This is a genomic window from Streptomyces sp. NPDC096324, assembly GCF_044763015.1.
In the GTDB taxonomy this organism is placed as follows: domain Bacteria; phylum Actinomycetota; class Actinomycetes; order Streptomycetales; family Streptomycetaceae; genus Streptomyces.
The window spans coordinates 123,923-138,980 of record NZ_JBIWFK010000013.1; the positions used below are offsets into that span (position 1 = coordinate 123,923).

The window sequence follows — 15,058 nt, forward strand, 5'->3', positions numbered from 1 at the left end:
CCCCCGACCGTTTCTCCCGGTCAGGGGCCTTCACCTGCGGTGGGTGTGGGATTTGAACCCACGGTGACTCGCGCCACGACGGTTTTCAAGACCGTTCCCTTAGGCCGCTCGGGCAACCCACCCCGCTCCCGCCCAGGCGGGTGGAGCGGGTACAGAGTACCCGCCTCCGAGTGTGTCGCGGGGGCATGGTCCACACCGGATCCACCAGCACCGATCCGGCTCGCGGGAGTCCCCGGCCGGGTGTCGGCGGGGGCCGCCGGGCGACGCGCCGGACGACCGCGCCGACGTACACGAAAAGCCGCTTTGGTGAATACCTCCGCCGCCGCCCGCTCACTCGATTGCCGCACACCTGGAGGCAGGGGAGCCGCGTTAGCGGAACATGGCGAAAGCAAGATCTCTCGCTCCGACCGTCCCTGGGGCGACGGCAGAGCGGCCGGCCCCCGTGGCGCCGGCCCCGGCCCCGGCCCCCGCGATGTCATCCCCGTCCCCTGCCATACCGGCCGGGCGACGCGCCGGCGCGTACGCCGCCGCGTGCGCGTCGCCCGACGTCCGCGGCCCGTCGTGCGCGACCGGCACGCACCGCCGGCAGGCACGGCCGTCGCGCCGCTCACGTGACCGGGGCGAATTCCGTGAATGACGACTACCCGAACCTCTCGTTCGCCCGGTACGGCCAGAATCCCGGATATCCCGCCGGGACGGAGACCGGCCCGTACGGCGATCCCGTGACCCCCTTCAACGAACAGGGCTGGGACCCCGTCGAGGAACTCACCTACCTCCTGCAGGACGCCGCGGCGGCGGACCAGGAAGCCACCGTGCCGTCCCCGCGCGGCGAGGCGGACTACACGGACGAGTTCACCGGCGACCCGATGGACAACCTGGTACAGATCACCGCCGAGTTGCCGCCCATCCGACGCTCTTCGGCCGGGCACCGCAAGGTGCGGGTCCGCAATCACCGCAACTGGCTGCAGACCGTCAGCTTCGTGCTCGCCGCGGTCGCCGCCGCCACCGTGTCGATGGTGAGCGTCTTCAGCGGCATGGTGGCCTACTCGCCGTTGCAGCGCATCGCCTCCAACGCGCAGAGCGGCACGGGGCCTTGGTGGCCTCTGCTGATCTACGGCCCCTGGATGGTGGCCTCGCTCTCCATCCTGCGGGCCGCCCTGCACCAGCGCCGTGCCGTGCACTCGTGGTACGTGGTGCTGCTGTTCTCGTCCGTCGCCATGATGTTCTGTGTGGCCGACGCCCACCAGACGATCACCGGCGTGGCCACCGCCGTCGTCCCCGCCCTCGCGTCGTTGACCTGCTTCCAGCAGTTAATCCGTCAGATCACGCTGACCCGGCCGCCCCGCCAGAGCACGTCCCGCCACCGGCAGCGTCCCTGCCCGCCCGCGCCCCCCGAGCGCGCGGGCGGCAAGAAGGGGTCGTCGTCCGCGAAGAAGCCGCGCGTCTGACAACGCGGAAGGGGTGCCTCCCCCTGGGAGACACCCCTCGCGCGGTGGATCGAACGATCAGCTGTCGCCCTCTCGCGAACCGAGGGTGACGTCGACCGTGTGGGTCTTGCCGTCGCGCGTGTAGGTGAGCTTGACGGTGTCGCCCGGCTTGTGGGTCCAGATCGCGCCGATCAGGGTCGGTCCGCTGTCGATCACCAGGTCGTCGAGCTTGGTGATGACGTCGCCGGGCTTGAGGCCCGCCTTGGCGGCCGGGCCGCCGGACTCGACCGCCGAGGTGCCGCTCGCGCCCTGCTCGGTGATCTTCGCGCCGCCGGTGCCCTCCTCCAGGGAGACCGACGCGCCGATCTTCGCGTACACCGGCTTGCCGGTCTGGATGAGCTGCTGGGCCACGTGCTTGGCCTGGTTGATCGGGATCGCGAAGCCCAGGCCGATGGAACCGGACTGGCCGGAGCCGCCGAGGCCGCCGCTGCTCGACGACTGGATCGCCGAGTTGATGCCGATCACCGCGCCCGAGGCGTCGAGCAGGGGACCGCCGGAGTTGCCCGGGTTGATCGAGGCGTCCGTCTGCAGGGCGCTCATGTACGAGGACTTGCTGCTGGCGCTGCCGTCGCTGGAGGCGACGGGGCGGTTCTTGGCGCTGATGATGCCCGTGGTCACGGTGTTGGAGAGCCCGAAGGGCGCGCCGATCGCGATCGTGGAGTCGCCGACGGCCACCTTGTCGGAGTCGCCGAGGACGAGCGGCTTCAGGTCCGAGGGCGCGTTCTTCAGCTTGATGACCGCGACGTCGTACCCCTGCGCGTGGCCGACCACCTCGGCGTCGTACTTCTTGCCGCTCGGGAAGGTGGCGGTGAGCTTGCCGCTGTCGACCGCGTCCGCCACCACGTGGTTGTTGGTGAGGATGTGGCCCTGCTTGTCGAAGACGAAGCCCGTGCCGGTGCCGCCCTCGCCGTTGCTGCTCTGGGCCTCGATGGTGACGGTGCTCGGCAGCGCGTTGGCCGCGACGTTCGCAACCGTGCCCGAGGCGCGCTTGACCTCGCCGCTGCCGCTCGGGGCGGAGACGGTCGTCGAGTCGGTGGAGTTGTCGTCGTTCTTGGCCAGCGAGTAGCCGATGCCGCCGCCGACACCGCCGGCGACCAGCGCGGCCACCAGGACGGCGGCGATCAGACCGCCGCGCCTGTTCTTCGGCTGCGGCGCGGGCTGCTGGTAGGAGGAACCCCAGCCGCCGTCACCCGAGCCGCCGCCGTCGGCGTACGAGGGGGTGGCGGGCGGCGGAGGCGGCCAGCCCGCTTCGGGGGCGGAGCCCTGGGTCGGGGCCTGTCCGTAGGGGTCGGCCCCCTGCCCGGCGCCGTTCGACGCGTACGCCGGCATGCCCGCGGGCGCCGACGGGTGCTCCGGTGCGCCGGGAGTGCCGGGCACCGCGGGGATCGGAGCGGTCGGCGCGCCCCCCGGGTGCGAGGCGCCCTGCGCGGAAGCAGCGGGAGTTTCCACCGGCACGGGAGGTGCGGACGGGGCCGGGGGTACTGCGTTGCCCTCGTTCTCGGTGCTCACAGCTCTTCTCCTCGATCCACGGCTGTTGTTCTCGGTCGCACTCGGTCACGCCCACTCACGCTTGTCGATGGCCCGGCGCGATGCAGCTGTGCATGTGCTTTTGTACGCCGACAGCTTTTCCCACAGGGCGTCAGGGCACCATAAGCGGTGGCTGTGCGTCCGAGGCCATTCTTTATAACGGACTTTTATTACCAAACGTAATCTTTTGCGACATATCTCACCTCACACAGATCCGGCGACGGTGGCACCATGACGCGGTGACCCTCGCACGACAGCACCCGATTCAGGTCGTCGCCCACCGCGGAGCCTCCGAAGAGGCCCCCGAGCACACACTGGCCGCGTACAAGAAGGCGATCGAGGACGGTGCGGACGCCCTCGAGTGCGATGTACGGCTGACCGCCGACGGCCATCTCGTCTGTGTCCACGACCGCCGCGTGAACCGGACGTCCAACGGCCGCGGAGCCGTCTCCGCCCTGGAGCTCGCCGAGCTCGCCGCACTGGACTTCGGCTCGTGGAAAAACCGCGACGAGTCGCCCGACTGGGAACATGCCCCGGGGAGTCTGACGGACACCTCCGTCCTGACCCTGGAGCGCCTGCTCGAACTCGTCGCCGACGCCGGCCGCCGTGTGGAACTGGCCATCGAGACCAAGCACCCGACCCGCTGGGCCGGCCAGGTCGAGGAGCGGCTGCTCCAGTTGCTGAAGCGTTTCGGCCTGGACGCCCCCGCCTCCCCGGCCGAGTCCGCGGTACGGGTCATGAGCTTCTCGGCGCGCTCGCTGCACCGCGTCCGGGCCGCCTCCCCGGCCTTGCCGACGGTCTATCTGCTCCAGTTCGTCTCCCCCCGGCTGCGGGACGGACGACTGCCCGCCGGTGTCCGGATCGCGGGCCCCTCCATGCGGATCGTCCGCAGTCACCCCGGATACGTCGAACGGCTGAAACGCGCCGGTCACCAGGTGCACGTCTGGACCGTGAACGAGCCCGAGGACGTCGATCTCTGCGTTGAACTGGGCATCGACGCCATCATCACCAACCGCCCGCGCGCGGTGCTCCGCCAACTGGGCCGCTGACCTGGCCCGGCCCAAGGCCGGCGACCCCCCGGAAATCACCATGATCGCCCATCGAAAACCATCGAGAATCAGCCACCCGGTCACAGGGAGTGCTCCGGCGCGTTCGTTCCGCGATCGATGGTTACGAGTGCGTCAGCAGACGCCCACTGGCCGGTTTCCGGTCCAGTCCAGAGGGGCATTCACACCGTGGCGTGGGGTGAAGGAGGTCTCGGGGGTGGCGTTGGTGGTGGCACAGGAGGTGCCCACGTCGTCGAGCATGGCCGTACCCCATGGCCCTGCGGGCGTGGGGAAGGCAAGACACCGGATGCGCGATCAACTGCGTTCGGGGGGTGTGGCGGAAACGGTCATCGACGACGCCGTACTGATCCTCTCCGAGCTGCTCAGCAACGCGTGCCGGCATGGCAGGCCCCTGGGCGACGCCCTCGCGGGCGACGGGGACGTGCGCGCGGCCTGGCGCGTCGACCCGGCGGGCCGGCTGACGGTCGAGGTGACGGACGGCGGCGGTCCGACCCGCCCCGTGCCCGCCACCCCGTCGGTCACGGCCCGCGGCGGCCGCGGGCTGAACATCATCACGGCGCTCGCCAAGGACTGGGGTGTCCGGGACGACGTCCACGGCGAGGTCACCGTGTGGGTGGTCGTCCAGGACGATGTGCAAAGGGCCCACCGGCACGACGACTTCGCTACGCGCGTCGCGTCACCGAGGGTGTCCGGGATCCCCGGTCTGGACTTCGCGGACGCCTTCGACGACCTCGACTGAGCCGGACCGGACGACCTCGGCCGAACGCACCGGGACGCGCGGACGGACCGCCGGGCCACGGGCCACGCGGTGCGTTGTCCACAGGATCCCGTCCGTCTCCGTACGAACGGCTAGGCTCGCGCCAGTACGAGACGAGCCGTGATCGGGAGACACCCACGATGGCCAAGAAGCGACCCCAGACCAAGGCCAAGCAGCCGCAGTTGACGGACGGCGGCGAGATCCCGGTCGTCGGAGCACGCGAGCCCTGCCCCTGCGGCAGCGGCCGCCGGTACAAGGCCTGCCACGGCCGCACCGCCGCGCACGCGGCGACCGAGCTGGTGCACCGCCCGTTCGAGGGCCTGCGGGGCGAGGGCGACTGGGTCGCGCTGCGCGAACTGGTGCCCGCCGCGACGGTCGGGCTGACGCTCAAGGAGAGCCTGCCCGAGGGCGTCCCCTCGGTCACCCTCGCCACGGTCCTGCCGATGGCGTGGCCCGCGCTGCGCCGCGAGGACGGCTCGGTGCTGCTCGGCCTGCAGAACGACACGCCGTCGGGCGACATCAGCCGCGACCTGGCCGACACCCTCCGGCGCGCGCTCGTCGCGCCGCCCGGCACCCCGGTCGAGGGGCGGCGCGCCCCGGCGGACGGTCCCCGGCTCCAGGACCTGCTCGACCCCGAAGGCGCCTTCGAGCCAGTTGTGCACAGCGGCTTCGAGTTCTGGGTCCCGGACGCGGAGAACGCGACGCCCGAGGTGACCGCCTCGCTGGAGCGGGCCAACGCCGCCGCCATCCCGACGGTGAAGCTGTCCGGGGTCGACGCCGCCTACTGGTGCGAGACGCCGGACAAGAACCACCTGCGCTGGGTCATGCCCCACGCCGAGGAGCGGCTTCTGGACGCTCTCGCGCGGCTGCACGCCGAGGGCCGTTCGAGCCTCGGGGAAGGCACCCGGCTGGTCGGTTCCTTCCGGGCGCACGGGCTCACGGTGCCGGTCTGGGACCTGCCGAGCGGTGTCACGGCGGACGACGTCGAGAAGCCGGCGGCCGAGTTCGCCGAGCGCCTCGCCACCGCTCTGGCCACGGACGCGCCGCTGACGGCGGACGAGCGCCGCGCACGCGGGGGTCTCACCAACCGCCAGGTGACACTCAGCTAGTCCACAGCGAACCCACAGAACGCGAAACTGACCGACCGGTCAGCTCGTCAGGGCCTCGGAAACGGGTGACTCCTGTCACAACTCCCCGTTGTGACAGGTAAATCCGTGTCCGAATAGCCGAGATCGAATTTGCGAACCGCCGATCTCTTGTTACCGTTCGAGTAGCCCGGTTGCTGGTGCATCCCCCGTCGCCAGCAACCGGGTCTTTCCATGTTCGGAATCCCGAACAATATCAATCGGCTTGCCCGCGAACCGAGTTGCTGCCCGAGCGCAGCAGCAGCGGCCCGTCGCCACTCCGCGCGAATTCCACTACCGCCGAGTAGGCCATCGGATCCCCCGCCACGTGTTCCCTGGGCGTCTCACACGCACCCGGGTCGTCCTCCGCGTCCACGGCGCAGTTCATCTGCACCGTGCGGCCGCCGGGACCCATCAACGTCAGGGCGGAGCTCAGCGCGTCTCCGGTCGCGTTGCGGTAGTAGGTACGCGCCCAGGTCTCCTCGCCCTGCGTCAGGACACAGGTCTGCGCCTCGACGCCGTCGGGCGAGGAGAGTTCGGGGCCGCACCGGGCGGCGGTGGCGAGACCGAGCCCGAGCCGCGCGGAAGAGCGCCGCGGTCCGGACGCGGACGGCCGGTCGTCGGCGGGAGCCGCCGCGCGCACCGCCGCCGGGGAGCCGGCGTCGCCCACCGGACCGGCCGAGGCCACGGCCAGCGGCACGGCGAGGACGAACGCCACGACTCCGGCCAGGGCCACCAGGCGGACTCGTCGGGGGTCCGGCCCGCCGCCCGGCGGCACCTCGGCCCCGTACGCCCCGGAATGACGCTGCATGGGCGGACGATAACGAGCGGGGGAGGGCGCGCGGCACGCCGCGCGCCGGACGCCCCTACAACTCGGGCGCGCTCACACCCGTACGAGTGAGTGCCTCGACGACGGCATCCACCACGGCCTCCACGCCGGGCACCCAGGGGGCGGCCGAACCGGGCAGCGGAGCGCGCTCCCAGCGGATCTGGCCCTGGCCCGTCTCGGACGGCGGCAGCGCGATGTAGCCGCCGTCTCCGTGGAAGCGCAGGGAGCCGGGGACGAAGTCCTTGGCGTAGAGCAGTTCGCCGAGCTGCTCCATGGAGTACGGGGCGACGAGGATCGCCCAGCGGGAGGGGGACGCGACGACCGGGCCGAGGCGCATGCCCGTGCGGTCGAGGGCGTCCAGCGCGCGGGCCGCCGCCACGGCGGGCAGGCTCACCGCGCACGGGGCGCCGCCGCCGGTGGCCAGCACGATGGGGGCCGAGGGCCGGTTGGTCCACCACCAGCGCACCATGCGCTCGTCCGTGGTGGCCGCGAGGAGGCCGGGGTCGAAGGGATGGGCGCCCGGCACCGTGCACTCCGGGTCGGGGCAGCCGCAGCGGGCACGCCCCTGCGGGTCGGCCGCCACACCCGGGAGTACGGGCCACCGCCATGCGGCCGCGAACGTCAGGGCCGCGCTGAGCATCTCAGGCCTCCCGTTGTTTCGCCTGGACAGGAGCCTGCGTCGCCTTCCGAGGATCTCGCGCATGAGCGCTCGTTCCTTTCCGTTGCACGCCTGGCAACACCGAGGATCACATCACACCATGTGTCGATCACTTCACTGTGCGTACCTGCTGGCGCATCACACCCCTGCTGGAGACAAGGGGAACCCCTCTGGGCCGAGCATGTGGCTGTGTCCGCGCCCATACCGCGTACATCCAAAGCATGGGCGTGGCGTGGGGTGGCGGCGCCTGGCGTTTTACGTCCCGCGTATTCCTAGCCGCCTCCGCCACGGGAGGATGGGGCACGGTCGTCGGTGGTTAGGACGCCCGGGTCCGTCGCCAGGTTCCGGGCGGATCTCAACCACCCCTGGCCTTCACCGAGTACGTACCCACCACGACCGCTGTGACGCTCCGTCGAACGAGGCCAGTCGACCTCAATAAGCCGTTGCCCGAGTCAGTTTTAGGCCAATTCCAATTTCCCGCAAGGGTTACCACCGGTCGCACGGACACCAGGAATCCCGGCAGGACAATGCTGGACATCCCCTCACGAGTACGTGTACATGTGGAGACACCGCTAGCGGCGCAGAACGACATGGGGGTTTGCGATGCTATTGAGCAAAACGCACCGGTCGGAAAGCCGGACGTCATGACCGCCCCTCACCTTCCCAAAGTGGCCGGAATCGATTCAACGGTTCCTTCGCCCGCGCACACTGTCGCGCCGACGCCCGCGCCCGCGGGCGCCTCCTCGGCCGCCCCGCCGGCCGGCCCCGGAGCGGCCCTCCAGGACCGCCTCGCGGGCTGGGTCTCGGATCTCACCACGCTCCACGAACTCACCGAGCGCGTCGCCCGCACCGCGACACTGGACGAGGCGCTGCAGGAACTGCTGCGCGCCGGAGCCGCTCTGGTGGGTGCCCGGCGCGGTCTCGTCGTCCTGGAACCCGGCGACGGACTGGGCCCCGACACCACGATCGGCCTCGGCCTCGCCCGAGCCGATCTCGGCCACATCGAGACGGTGCCGCGCAGCTCCATGTCGTACGGGAAGATCCTCGACGGGCTGCCGGGCGGCGAGGGCGAGATCACCCAGCCGGACCTCCTCTCGGAGGACGGGCTCGACCCGCGCCACCGCGAGGTCGCCGCCCGCCTCGGCTACGCCGCCAGCTACGCGCTCCCGCTGTCCACCGAGGCGGCCGGCCGTCTCGGTGCCGCCGTATGGCTCTACGACGAGCCCGCCGAGCCGGTGGAACGCCAGCGCCACCTCATCGGCCTCTACGCCCGCTACGCCACCGAGCACCTCGCCCGGCTGCTGGAACTCGAACGCGCCCGCGCGTGCGTGACGACGATGTCCGAGGAACTGCTTCCCCCACGGCTGCCCCGGGTCTCCGGCGTCCAGCTCGCCGCCCGGCACCGCACCGGCCCGCGCGGCGGCGGCGACTGGTACGACGCGCTGCCGCTGCCCGACGCCGCGCTCGGCCTCGCGGTCGGCTCCGTCACCGGCTCGGGCCCCAGCGCCGTCGCCGCCATGGGCCGGCTGCGGGCCTCCCTGCGCGCCTACGCCGTCATGGAGGGCGAGGACCCGGTCGCCGTTCTCTCCGACCTCGAACTGCTGCTGCGACTGACCGAACCCGCGCGCTCCGCCACCGCCCTGTTCGCGTACTGCGAGCCCGCCCTGCGCAAGCTCACGCTCGCCGGCGCCGGACACAGCCCGCCCCTGGTGATCGGCCCGCGGCGCACCGAGTTCGTGGAGACCTCCCTGTCCGCGCCGCTGGGCATGCTCGCCTGCTGGGAGGCACCGAGCGTCGAACTGACCGCGGACCCGGGCGAGACCGTGCTCATCTACACCGACGGTCTGCTGCACCGCACCGGCGACCCGATGGACCGCGCCTTCGCCCGGCTGCACGCGGCGGCGGCGAGCGTCCCGAGGGCGCTGCGCGACGACCCCGGCGCGATCGCCGACCACGTGCTGCGCGGTGTGCTGCCGGACGGCCTCGACGAGGCGGACAGCGACGAGGACGTCGTCCTCCTGGCGGCCCGCTTCGACTGAGAGCGCCCTCACCCGGTGTAACAGGCCTTCCGGCCCTGGGCCCCCTTCAGTACGACCGTACGATGGGGAGGTCCAAAGTCGTATGAAGGAGGCAGACCGTGTCGGAGGCGCTCACCCCGGAGACCCCGGAAGCCGTGCTCGACGAAGCCGCTGACGAAGCGGGCGAGGAAGAGCCCATCAAGCAGCGCAAGAACGGCCTGTACCCGGGCGTGTCCGACGAGCTGGCCGACAGCATGAAGTCCGGCTGGGCCGACACCGAGCTGCGGGGCCTCGAGCCCATCGCCCAGGCCGGGTACACCGCGGCCCGCCGTGCCGCGCTGTCCGCGCGCTTCCCGGGCGAGCGCCTGGTGATCCCCGCGGGCAACCTGAAGACCCGCTCGAACGACACGGAGTACCCCTTCCGTGCCTCGGTCGAGTACGCGTACCTCACCGGCAACCTCACCGAGGACGGCGTCCTCGTGCTGGAGCCCGCCGCCGAGGGCCACAAGGCCACGATCTACCTGCTGCCGCGCTCCAACCGTGAGAACGGCGAGTTCTGGCTGTCCGGGCAGGGCGAGCTGTGGGTCGGCCGCCGCCACTCCCTGGCCGAGGCCGAGCAGCTCTACGGCATCCCCGCCTCGGACGTCCGCGAACTGCCGGCCGCGCTGACCGAGGCCACCGGTCCGGTCCGTGTCGTGCGCGGCTACGACGCCGCGATCGAGGCCGCGCTGACCGACAAGGTCACCCGCGAGCACGACGACGAACTGCGCGTCTTCCTGTCCGAGGCACGACTCGTCAAGGACGAGTTCGAGGCCGGCGAGCTGCAGAAGGCCGTCGACTCCACCGTGCGCGGCTTCGAGGACGTCGTGAAGGTCCTGGACAAGGCCGAGGCCACCAGCGAGCGCTTCATCGAGGGCACCTTCTTCCTGCGCGCGCGGGTCGAGGGCAACGACATCGGCTACGGCTCGATCTGCGCCTCCGGACCGCACGCCTGCACCCTGCACTGGGTGCGCAACGACGGCCCGGTCCGCTCCGGCGACCTGCTGCTGCTGGACGCGGGCGTGGAGACCCACACCCTCTACACCGCCGACGTCACCCGCACGCTCCCGGTCAACGGCACCTACTCGGAGATCCAGAAGAAGATCTACGACGCCGTGTACGACGCCCAGGAGGCCGGTATCGCGGCCGTCCAGCCGGGTGCCAAGTACCGCGACTTCCACGACGCCGCGCAGCACGTGCTGGCCGAGCGGCTCGTCGAGTGGGGTCTGCTCGAAGGTCCTGTCGAGCGTGTCCTGGAGCTCGGTCTCCAGCGCCGCTGGACCCTGCACGGCACCGGCCACATGCTCGGCATGGACGTCCACGACTGCGCCGCCGCGCGCACGGAGACGTACGTCGAGGGCACGCTGGAGCCGGGTATGTGCCTGACCGTCGAGCCGGGCCTGTACTTCCAGGCGGACGACCTGACCGTGCCGGAGGAGTACCGCGGCATCGGCGTCCGGATCGAGGACGACCTCCTGGTCACCGAGGACGGCAACCGGAACCTGTCGGCCGGCCTGCCGCGCCGCTCGGACGAGGTCGAGGCCTGGATGGCGTCCCTCAAGGGCTGACATGGGCCGACAGCGTGCCCGCGAGGGCGGACACGCGACCGATGGCCGGGCGCCTTCCGAGGCTCCCGGCCATCGGCCTGTCCGGGGCAGCTCACGAAGGGTCATCGGCCTGTCCGGGACGACTCCCAGGGGCCGGCGTCGTCCGGCGGGTCAGGCCGGCAGCAGCGAGGGGGCCGTCCTCCACTTGAGGATCTTGTCGAAGCTCACCACCGCGCCGCCGCGTCCCGGCCTGTTGCCGATGTGGACGTGGTCGGCGAGCTCACGGATCAGGCACAGCCCCCGGCCGTGCTCCGCGTCCTCGCCGGCCGTGCGGAGGACGGCGCGGGCGTTCCCGGCCGGAAAACCGGGGCCGAAGTCGGCGACTTCGATACGGCACTGGTCACCGTCGAGATAGGCCGTCACGCGGTACGCCCCGCAGGAGGAGCCCCGGACGTCGTCCCCGCCGTGCTCGACGGCGTTGGCGCAGGCCTCCGTGAGAGCGACGGACAGGTCGTACGAGATGTCCGGGTCCACGCCCGCGCTCTCCATCGTGCCGAGCAACAGGCGTCTGGCGAGCGGAACACTCGCAGCCTCGCGCCGCAAATGGAGTGACCACCAGATGCTCATGCTCCAGCCTCCCGGCCGCGGCTCGACATACCGTTACGTATTGCCGCAACCACCCGTGCGCAATCGCATACGCGACGTGATGCCGCCCATACGGCCGACGCGCTCACATGAGTCGACGGTGTATGCACGCGTGATCTTCGGCCGGACAGTGGCCCTTCCGGGCGTCCGCCGCACGGAGGACGGACCGGTCACAAGCCGTCAATCGGACCTGCCGCACGAGGTGTCGGGGCCCAGTGCGATGATGAGCGCGCCATGACTGCCCCCCACCAGCGTTCGGCGCGTTCCGGAGCAGGCCTCCGGACCCTGAGGGCCGCGGTGTTCGCCGCGGTCTGCGTCGTGCTGGCCGCGGCCGGTCACGGAATCGCCTCCTGCGCCACCGTCCCCCCGTGGACCCTGGGCGCCGGCTTCCTCGCGGTCTTCGCGGTCGCCGGGACGCTGGCGGGCCGGGAACGTGCACTGCCGGGCATCGTGGCGCTCCTCGCGCTCGGCCAGACGGTGCTGCACACCCTCTTCGGACTGGGCCCGGTAAGCGGCGCGGCGGCCGGCGGGTCGTCCATGGGCGCGATGGCGCCGGGAATGCCGATGTCCGACGCCACACTCGTCGAGCGGGCCGCCCGCCTGGTGTGCGGGACGGCCGCGGCGGCGATCAGCCCGGCGCAGGCCATGAAGATCCTCGCCGACGCGCGGATCGACACGGGCGCGACCGGGACGACGGGCATGACGTCGTCCATGAGCCACGCCGCGGACGCCCTGCCCACCGCCGCGGGCACCTCGATGCCGGTGCTGCCCTCCCTGCCGATGCTGCTCGGCCACGTGCTCGCGGCCCTCGCCGCCGGCTGGGTGCTGCGCCACGGCGACCTGGCCCTCCTGCGGCTCATGCGCCTGTCGGCCCAGGGAGTCACGGAAGCGGCGCTCGTACGTTCCCTGCGCGCCGCCCTCACCCTCGTACGCGCCCTGCGTACGGGACTTCCCGGGGCACCCGAGATCGCGCGCACGCCGTGCACCGCGCTGCTCGCGCCCCTCACTCCACGGACGACCGCGCTTCAGCACACCGTCGTCCGGCGCGGGCCGCCCGCCGCCGCGTTCTCCCTCGTCGCCTGACACGACGCGCCACTTCACGGAAATCCACGGAATTCCCCGGGTCCCCGGAGTCCTCGACTCCCACCGGCCCGGCGGGACTTCACGGACCTTCTCGGAGGGGACGCGGTCGTGCCGCACGCGCGCGTGCCCGCCGGGTCTCCCCCCGGGCGTCCTTCCGCCCCTTCCACGGGACACCGAGGCGCACGCGCGTCCCCTTCGTCACCGGACTGAAAGTGGAGTGTCTCCTCACATGAAGGCTTCTCGTCTCGCCGCCGCCGGCACCGTCGCCGCCACGGCCGTTCTCGCCCTGTCCGCCCCCGCGTTCGCGCACGTCAGCGTGCAGCCCGAGGGCGTGGCCGCCAAGGGCGGCTACACCGTCGTGAACTTCAAGGTGCCCAACGAGCGCGACAACGCCTCGACCACCCAGGTCGAGGTGAACCTCCCGGCCGACCACCCGCTGGCCTCGGTCATGCCCCAGCCCCTCGACGGCTGGACCGTGAAGGTCACCAAGTCCAAGCTGGACAAGCCGGTCACCGCGCACGGCGAGAAGATCGGCGAGGCCGTCACCAAGGTCACCTGGACCGCCGACGGCAAGGGCATCGAGCCGGGCTTCTTCCAGAAGTTCCCGCTCTCCATCGGCGCGCTGCCCGAGGACACCGACGAACTCGTCTTCAAGGCCATCCAGACGTACTCCGACAAGGAGGTCGTGCGCTGGATCGAGCCGCAGAAGGAGGGTGCGGAGGAGCCCGAGCACCCGGCGCCGGCCCTCGCGCTCAGCGCGGCGACCGAGGGCGGACACCACGGTGGTGCCGCCGCCGAGGACGCCTCCCACACGGAGGAGACCGCCGAGCACACCGACGAGGCCGCCTCCGCCGGTGACAGCAGCGACACCACCGCGCGCGTCCTCGGCGTCGTGGGCATCCTCGTCGGCCTGGCGGGCGTGGCGTACGGCGTTCTGGCCGGCCGGCGGCGTACCAACGCCTGAGGTGCCCGCACGCATCTGAGGCACTGAGACACAAAACGCTCCTGGTGGGCACCGGGGGGTCGCGGACGCGGCTCTCCGGGCCGGCCGCCGGCCGGCCCGGCCCTTGGGCCCCGTCCGGCCCGGCCCTCGGCCCCGTCCGACCCCCGGTGTCCACCGGAGCGCTCACATCTGGGACATTTTTCTATGCGCAAGAAGACGTACGCGGTGGCCGCCCTGTTCGCCGCCGCCGCTCTGACCCTCTCCGCCTGCGGCAGTGACGGCGCCGGCGACGAGCCGGTCGCCGCCGTGTCCGCCGACGCCGGTGCCACCAAGGCCGCGACGGTCCTCGACAACCCGTTCGAGAAGCCGGACCTCGTGCTCACCGACACGACCGGCAAGAAGTACGACCTGCGCGCGGAGACCAAGGGCCGGCCCACGCTGATCTACTTCGGCTACACCCACTGCCCCGACGTCTGCCCCCTGACGATGAACAACCTCGCCGTCGCCAAGAAGCAGCTCCCGAAGGCCGAACAGGACAAGCTGCGCGTCGTGTTCGTCACCACCGACCCGGCCCGCGACACACCCGCCGCGCTCGGCACCTGGCTCAAGGGCATCGACCCCGACTTCATCGGCCTCACCGGCGACTTCGCCACGATCCAGGCCGGCGCCCGCCGCCTCGGCATCACCATCGAGCCGACGAGCAAGGACAAGAACGGCAAGACCGTCTCGGTGCACGGCACCCAGGTCATCGCCTTCTCGCCGAAGACCGACGCGGGCTACGTGCTGTACGGCGAGGGCGCCACCGTCGACGACTACACCAAGGACCTGCCCGAGATCGCCGAGGGGAAGACCCCGTGAGCCGCCGTACGGGACTCCTCGCCGTCTGCTCCCTCGTCCTGGCCGCCGGGACACTGGCGGGCTGCGGCTCGGACGGCTCCTCGTCGTCCTCCGCCGCTCCCGAACTCAAGGTCACCGGCGCCTACATGCCCGCCCCGAGCATGGACACCATGGCGGCGGGCTTCTTCACCGTCACCAACTCCGGCGGCGCCGACACCCTCACCTCGGTCACCAGCGACCTCTCGGACGACGTGACGATGCACGCGACCGTGGACGGCGCGATGGAGGAGAGGAGGTCGTTCGCCATACCCGCCGAAGGCACCCTGGACCTCGCCAGCGGCGGCAACCACCTCATGTTCGCAAAGCTCACCCACAAGCCCGGACAGGGCGAGAAGGTGTCCGTGGAACTGCACTTCGCCAAGTCCGGCACGGTCAGGATCTCCATGCCGGTGAAGCCCGCGACCTACAACCCGAAGACCGGACGCTGAGGGAGGCAT

14 protein-coding genes and 1 tRNA gene are annotated in these 15,058 nt (G+C 71.6%); 10 read left to right on the forward strand and 5 right to left on the reverse strand.

What is annotated here, in order from left to right:
- Positions 1–37: 37 nt before the first annotated feature.
- A tRNA-Ser gene (locus tag ACIQ7M_RS31590) sits at positions 38–122 on the reverse strand.
- A gap of 507 nt (positions 123–629) precedes the next feature.
- Here ACIQ7M_RS31590 and ACIQ7M_RS31595 point away from each other — a divergent pair.
- The gene (locus ACIQ7M_RS31595) at positions 630–1,448 is read left to right on the forward strand and encodes a DUF2637 domain-containing protein (RefSeq protein ID WP_355768813.1); all 819 of its coding nucleotides are present in this window, start codon (positions 630–632) and stop codon (positions 1,446–1,448) included.
- A 57-nt stretch (positions 1,449–1,505) separates the two neighbouring features.
- Here the strand turns inward: ACIQ7M_RS31595 and ACIQ7M_RS31600 are convergent, their stop codons facing one another.
- Entirely contained in the window at positions 1,506–2,996 is a 1,491-nt protein-coding gene (locus tag ACIQ7M_RS31600; RefSeq protein ID WP_386985913.1) for a S1C family serine protease, read from the reverse strand.
- Between the two features lie 257 nt (positions 2,997–3,253).
- Here ACIQ7M_RS31600 and ACIQ7M_RS31605 point away from each other — a divergent pair, with 257 nt between their 5' ends.
- The 3 genes from ACIQ7M_RS31605 (at position 3,254) to ACIQ7M_RS31615 (ending at position 5,947) form a co-directional block, all read left to right on the forward strand.
- The gene (locus ACIQ7M_RS31605) at positions 3,254–4,063 is read left to right on the forward strand and encodes a glycerophosphodiester phosphodiesterase (RefSeq protein ID WP_403650799.1); all 810 of its coding nucleotides are present in this window, start codon (positions 3,254–3,256) and stop codon (positions 4,061–4,063) included.
- A gap of 127 nt (positions 4,064–4,190) precedes the next feature.
- Positions 4,191–4,820, forward strand: a complete 630-nt coding sequence (locus ACIQ7M_RS31610; protein WP_386985911.1) for an ATP-binding protein — start codon at positions 4,191–4,193, stop codon at positions 4,818–4,820.
- Between the two features lie 158 nt (positions 4,821–4,978).
- A complete protein-coding gene (locus tag ACIQ7M_RS31615; protein WP_355768824.1) occupies positions 4,979–5,947 on the forward strand; it encodes a DUF5926 family protein in 969 nt (322 codons plus the stop codon).
- A gap of 232 nt (positions 5,948–6,179) precedes the next feature.
- Here ACIQ7M_RS31615 and ACIQ7M_RS31620 read toward each other — a convergent pair whose 3' ends face one another.
- Positions 6,180–6,773 (reverse strand): hypothetical protein, encoded by a 594-nt coding sequence (locus ACIQ7M_RS31620; protein ID WP_403650802.1) that lies wholly within the window; start codon positions 6,771–6,773, stop codon positions 6,180–6,182.
- A gap of 55 nt (positions 6,774–6,828) precedes the next feature.
- The gene (locus tag ACIQ7M_RS31625) at positions 6,829–7,494 is read right to left on the reverse strand and encodes a bifunctional DNA primase/polymerase (protein WP_355768830.1); all 666 of its coding nucleotides are present in this window, start codon (positions 7,492–7,494) and stop codon (positions 6,829–6,831) included.
- Between the two features lie 482 nt (positions 7,495–7,976).
- Here ACIQ7M_RS31625 and ACIQ7M_RS31630 point away from each other — a divergent pair, with 482 nt between their 5' ends.
- Both ACIQ7M_RS31630 and ACIQ7M_RS31635 read left to right on the forward strand, forming a co-directional pair.
- Positions 7,977–9,488 (forward strand): PP2C family protein-serine/threonine phosphatase, encoded by a 1,512-nt coding sequence (locus ACIQ7M_RS31630; RefSeq protein WP_355768833.1) that lies wholly within the window; start codon positions 7,977–7,979, stop codon positions 9,486–9,488.
- 98 nt (positions 9,489–9,586) lie between these two features.
- A complete protein-coding gene (locus tag ACIQ7M_RS31635; RefSeq protein WP_386985906.1) occupies positions 9,587–11,074 on the forward strand; it encodes an aminopeptidase P family protein in 1,488 nt (495 codons plus the stop codon).
- A 150-nt stretch (positions 11,075–11,224) separates the two neighbouring features.
- Here ACIQ7M_RS31635 and ACIQ7M_RS31640 read toward each other — a convergent pair whose 3' ends face one another.
- The gene (locus tag ACIQ7M_RS31640; RefSeq protein ID WP_355768836.1) at positions 11,225–11,680 is read right to left on the reverse strand and encodes an ATP-binding protein; all 456 of its coding nucleotides are present in this window, start codon (positions 11,678–11,680) and stop codon (positions 11,225–11,227) included.
- A 252-nt stretch (positions 11,681–11,932) separates the two neighbouring features.
- Here ACIQ7M_RS31640 and ACIQ7M_RS31645 point away from each other — a divergent pair, with 252 nt between their 5' ends.
- The 4 genes from ACIQ7M_RS31645 to ACIQ7M_RS31660 all read left to right on the forward strand — a co-directional run bounded on the left by ACIQ7M_RS31645 (position 11,933) and on the right by ACIQ7M_RS31660 (position 15,049).
- Complete coding sequence (locus ACIQ7M_RS31645; RefSeq protein ID WP_403650805.1) at positions 11,933–12,781, forward strand: hypothetical protein; 849 nt, start codon at positions 11,933–11,935, stop codon at positions 12,779–12,781.
- 229 nt (positions 12,782–13,010) lie between these two features.
- On the forward strand, positions 13,011–13,745 hold the full coding sequence (locus ACIQ7M_RS31650; RefSeq protein WP_355768841.1) for a YcnI family protein: 735 nt from the start codon (positions 13,011–13,013) through the stop codon (positions 13,743–13,745).
- 183 nt (positions 13,746–13,928) lie between these two features.
- Positions 13,929–14,582 carry an SCO family protein gene (locus ACIQ7M_RS31655; RefSeq protein WP_403650807.1) on the forward strand — a complete coding sequence of 218 codons (654 nt, stop codon included), beginning with the start codon at positions 13,929–13,931 and terminating at the stop codon, positions 14,580–14,582.
- The gene (locus ACIQ7M_RS31660) at positions 14,579–15,049 is read left to right on the forward strand and encodes a copper chaperone PCu(A)C (RefSeq protein WP_403650809.1); all 471 of its coding nucleotides are present in this window, start codon (positions 14,579–14,581) and stop codon (positions 15,047–15,049) included. The genes ACIQ7M_RS31655 and ACIQ7M_RS31660 overlap by 4 nt, the downstream gene beginning before the upstream one ends.
- Positions 15,050–15,058 lie beyond the last annotated feature (9 nt).

Bases quoted from the DNA above. Each gene is read 5' to 3' on its own strand.
- ACIQ7M_RS31645 (WP_403650805.1), top strand. From the start codon at position 11,933: ATGACTGCCCCCCACCAGCGTTCGGCGCGTTCCGGAGCAGGCCTCCGG.
- ACIQ7M_RS31620 (WP_403650802.1), bottom strand. From the start codon at position 6,773: ATGCAGCGTCATTCCGGGGCGTACGGGGCCGAGGTGCCGCCGGGCGGC.
- ACIQ7M_RS31630 (WP_355768833.1), top strand. From the start codon at position 7,977: ATGCTGGACATCCCCTCACGAGTACGTGTACATGTGGAGACACCGCTA.
- ACIQ7M_RS31655 (WP_403650807.1), top strand. From the start codon at position 13,929: ATGCGCAAGAAGACGTACGCGGTGGCCGCCCTGTTCGCCGCCGCCGCT.
- ACIQ7M_RS31640 (WP_355768836.1), bottom strand. From the start codon at position 11,680: ATGAGCATCTGGTGGTCACTCCATTTGCGGCGCGAGGCTGCGAGTGTT.
- ACIQ7M_RS31615 (WP_355768824.1), top strand. From the start codon at position 4,979: ATGGCCAAGAAGCGACCCCAGACCAAGGCCAAGCAGCCGCAGTTGACG.
- ACIQ7M_RS31650 (WP_355768841.1), top strand. From the start codon at position 13,011: ATGAAGGCTTCTCGTCTCGCCGCCGCCGGCACCGTCGCCGCCACGGCC.
- ACIQ7M_RS31625 (WP_355768830.1), bottom strand. From the start codon at position 7,494: ATGCGCGAGATCCTCGGAAGGCGACGCAGGCTCCTGTCCAGGCGAAAC.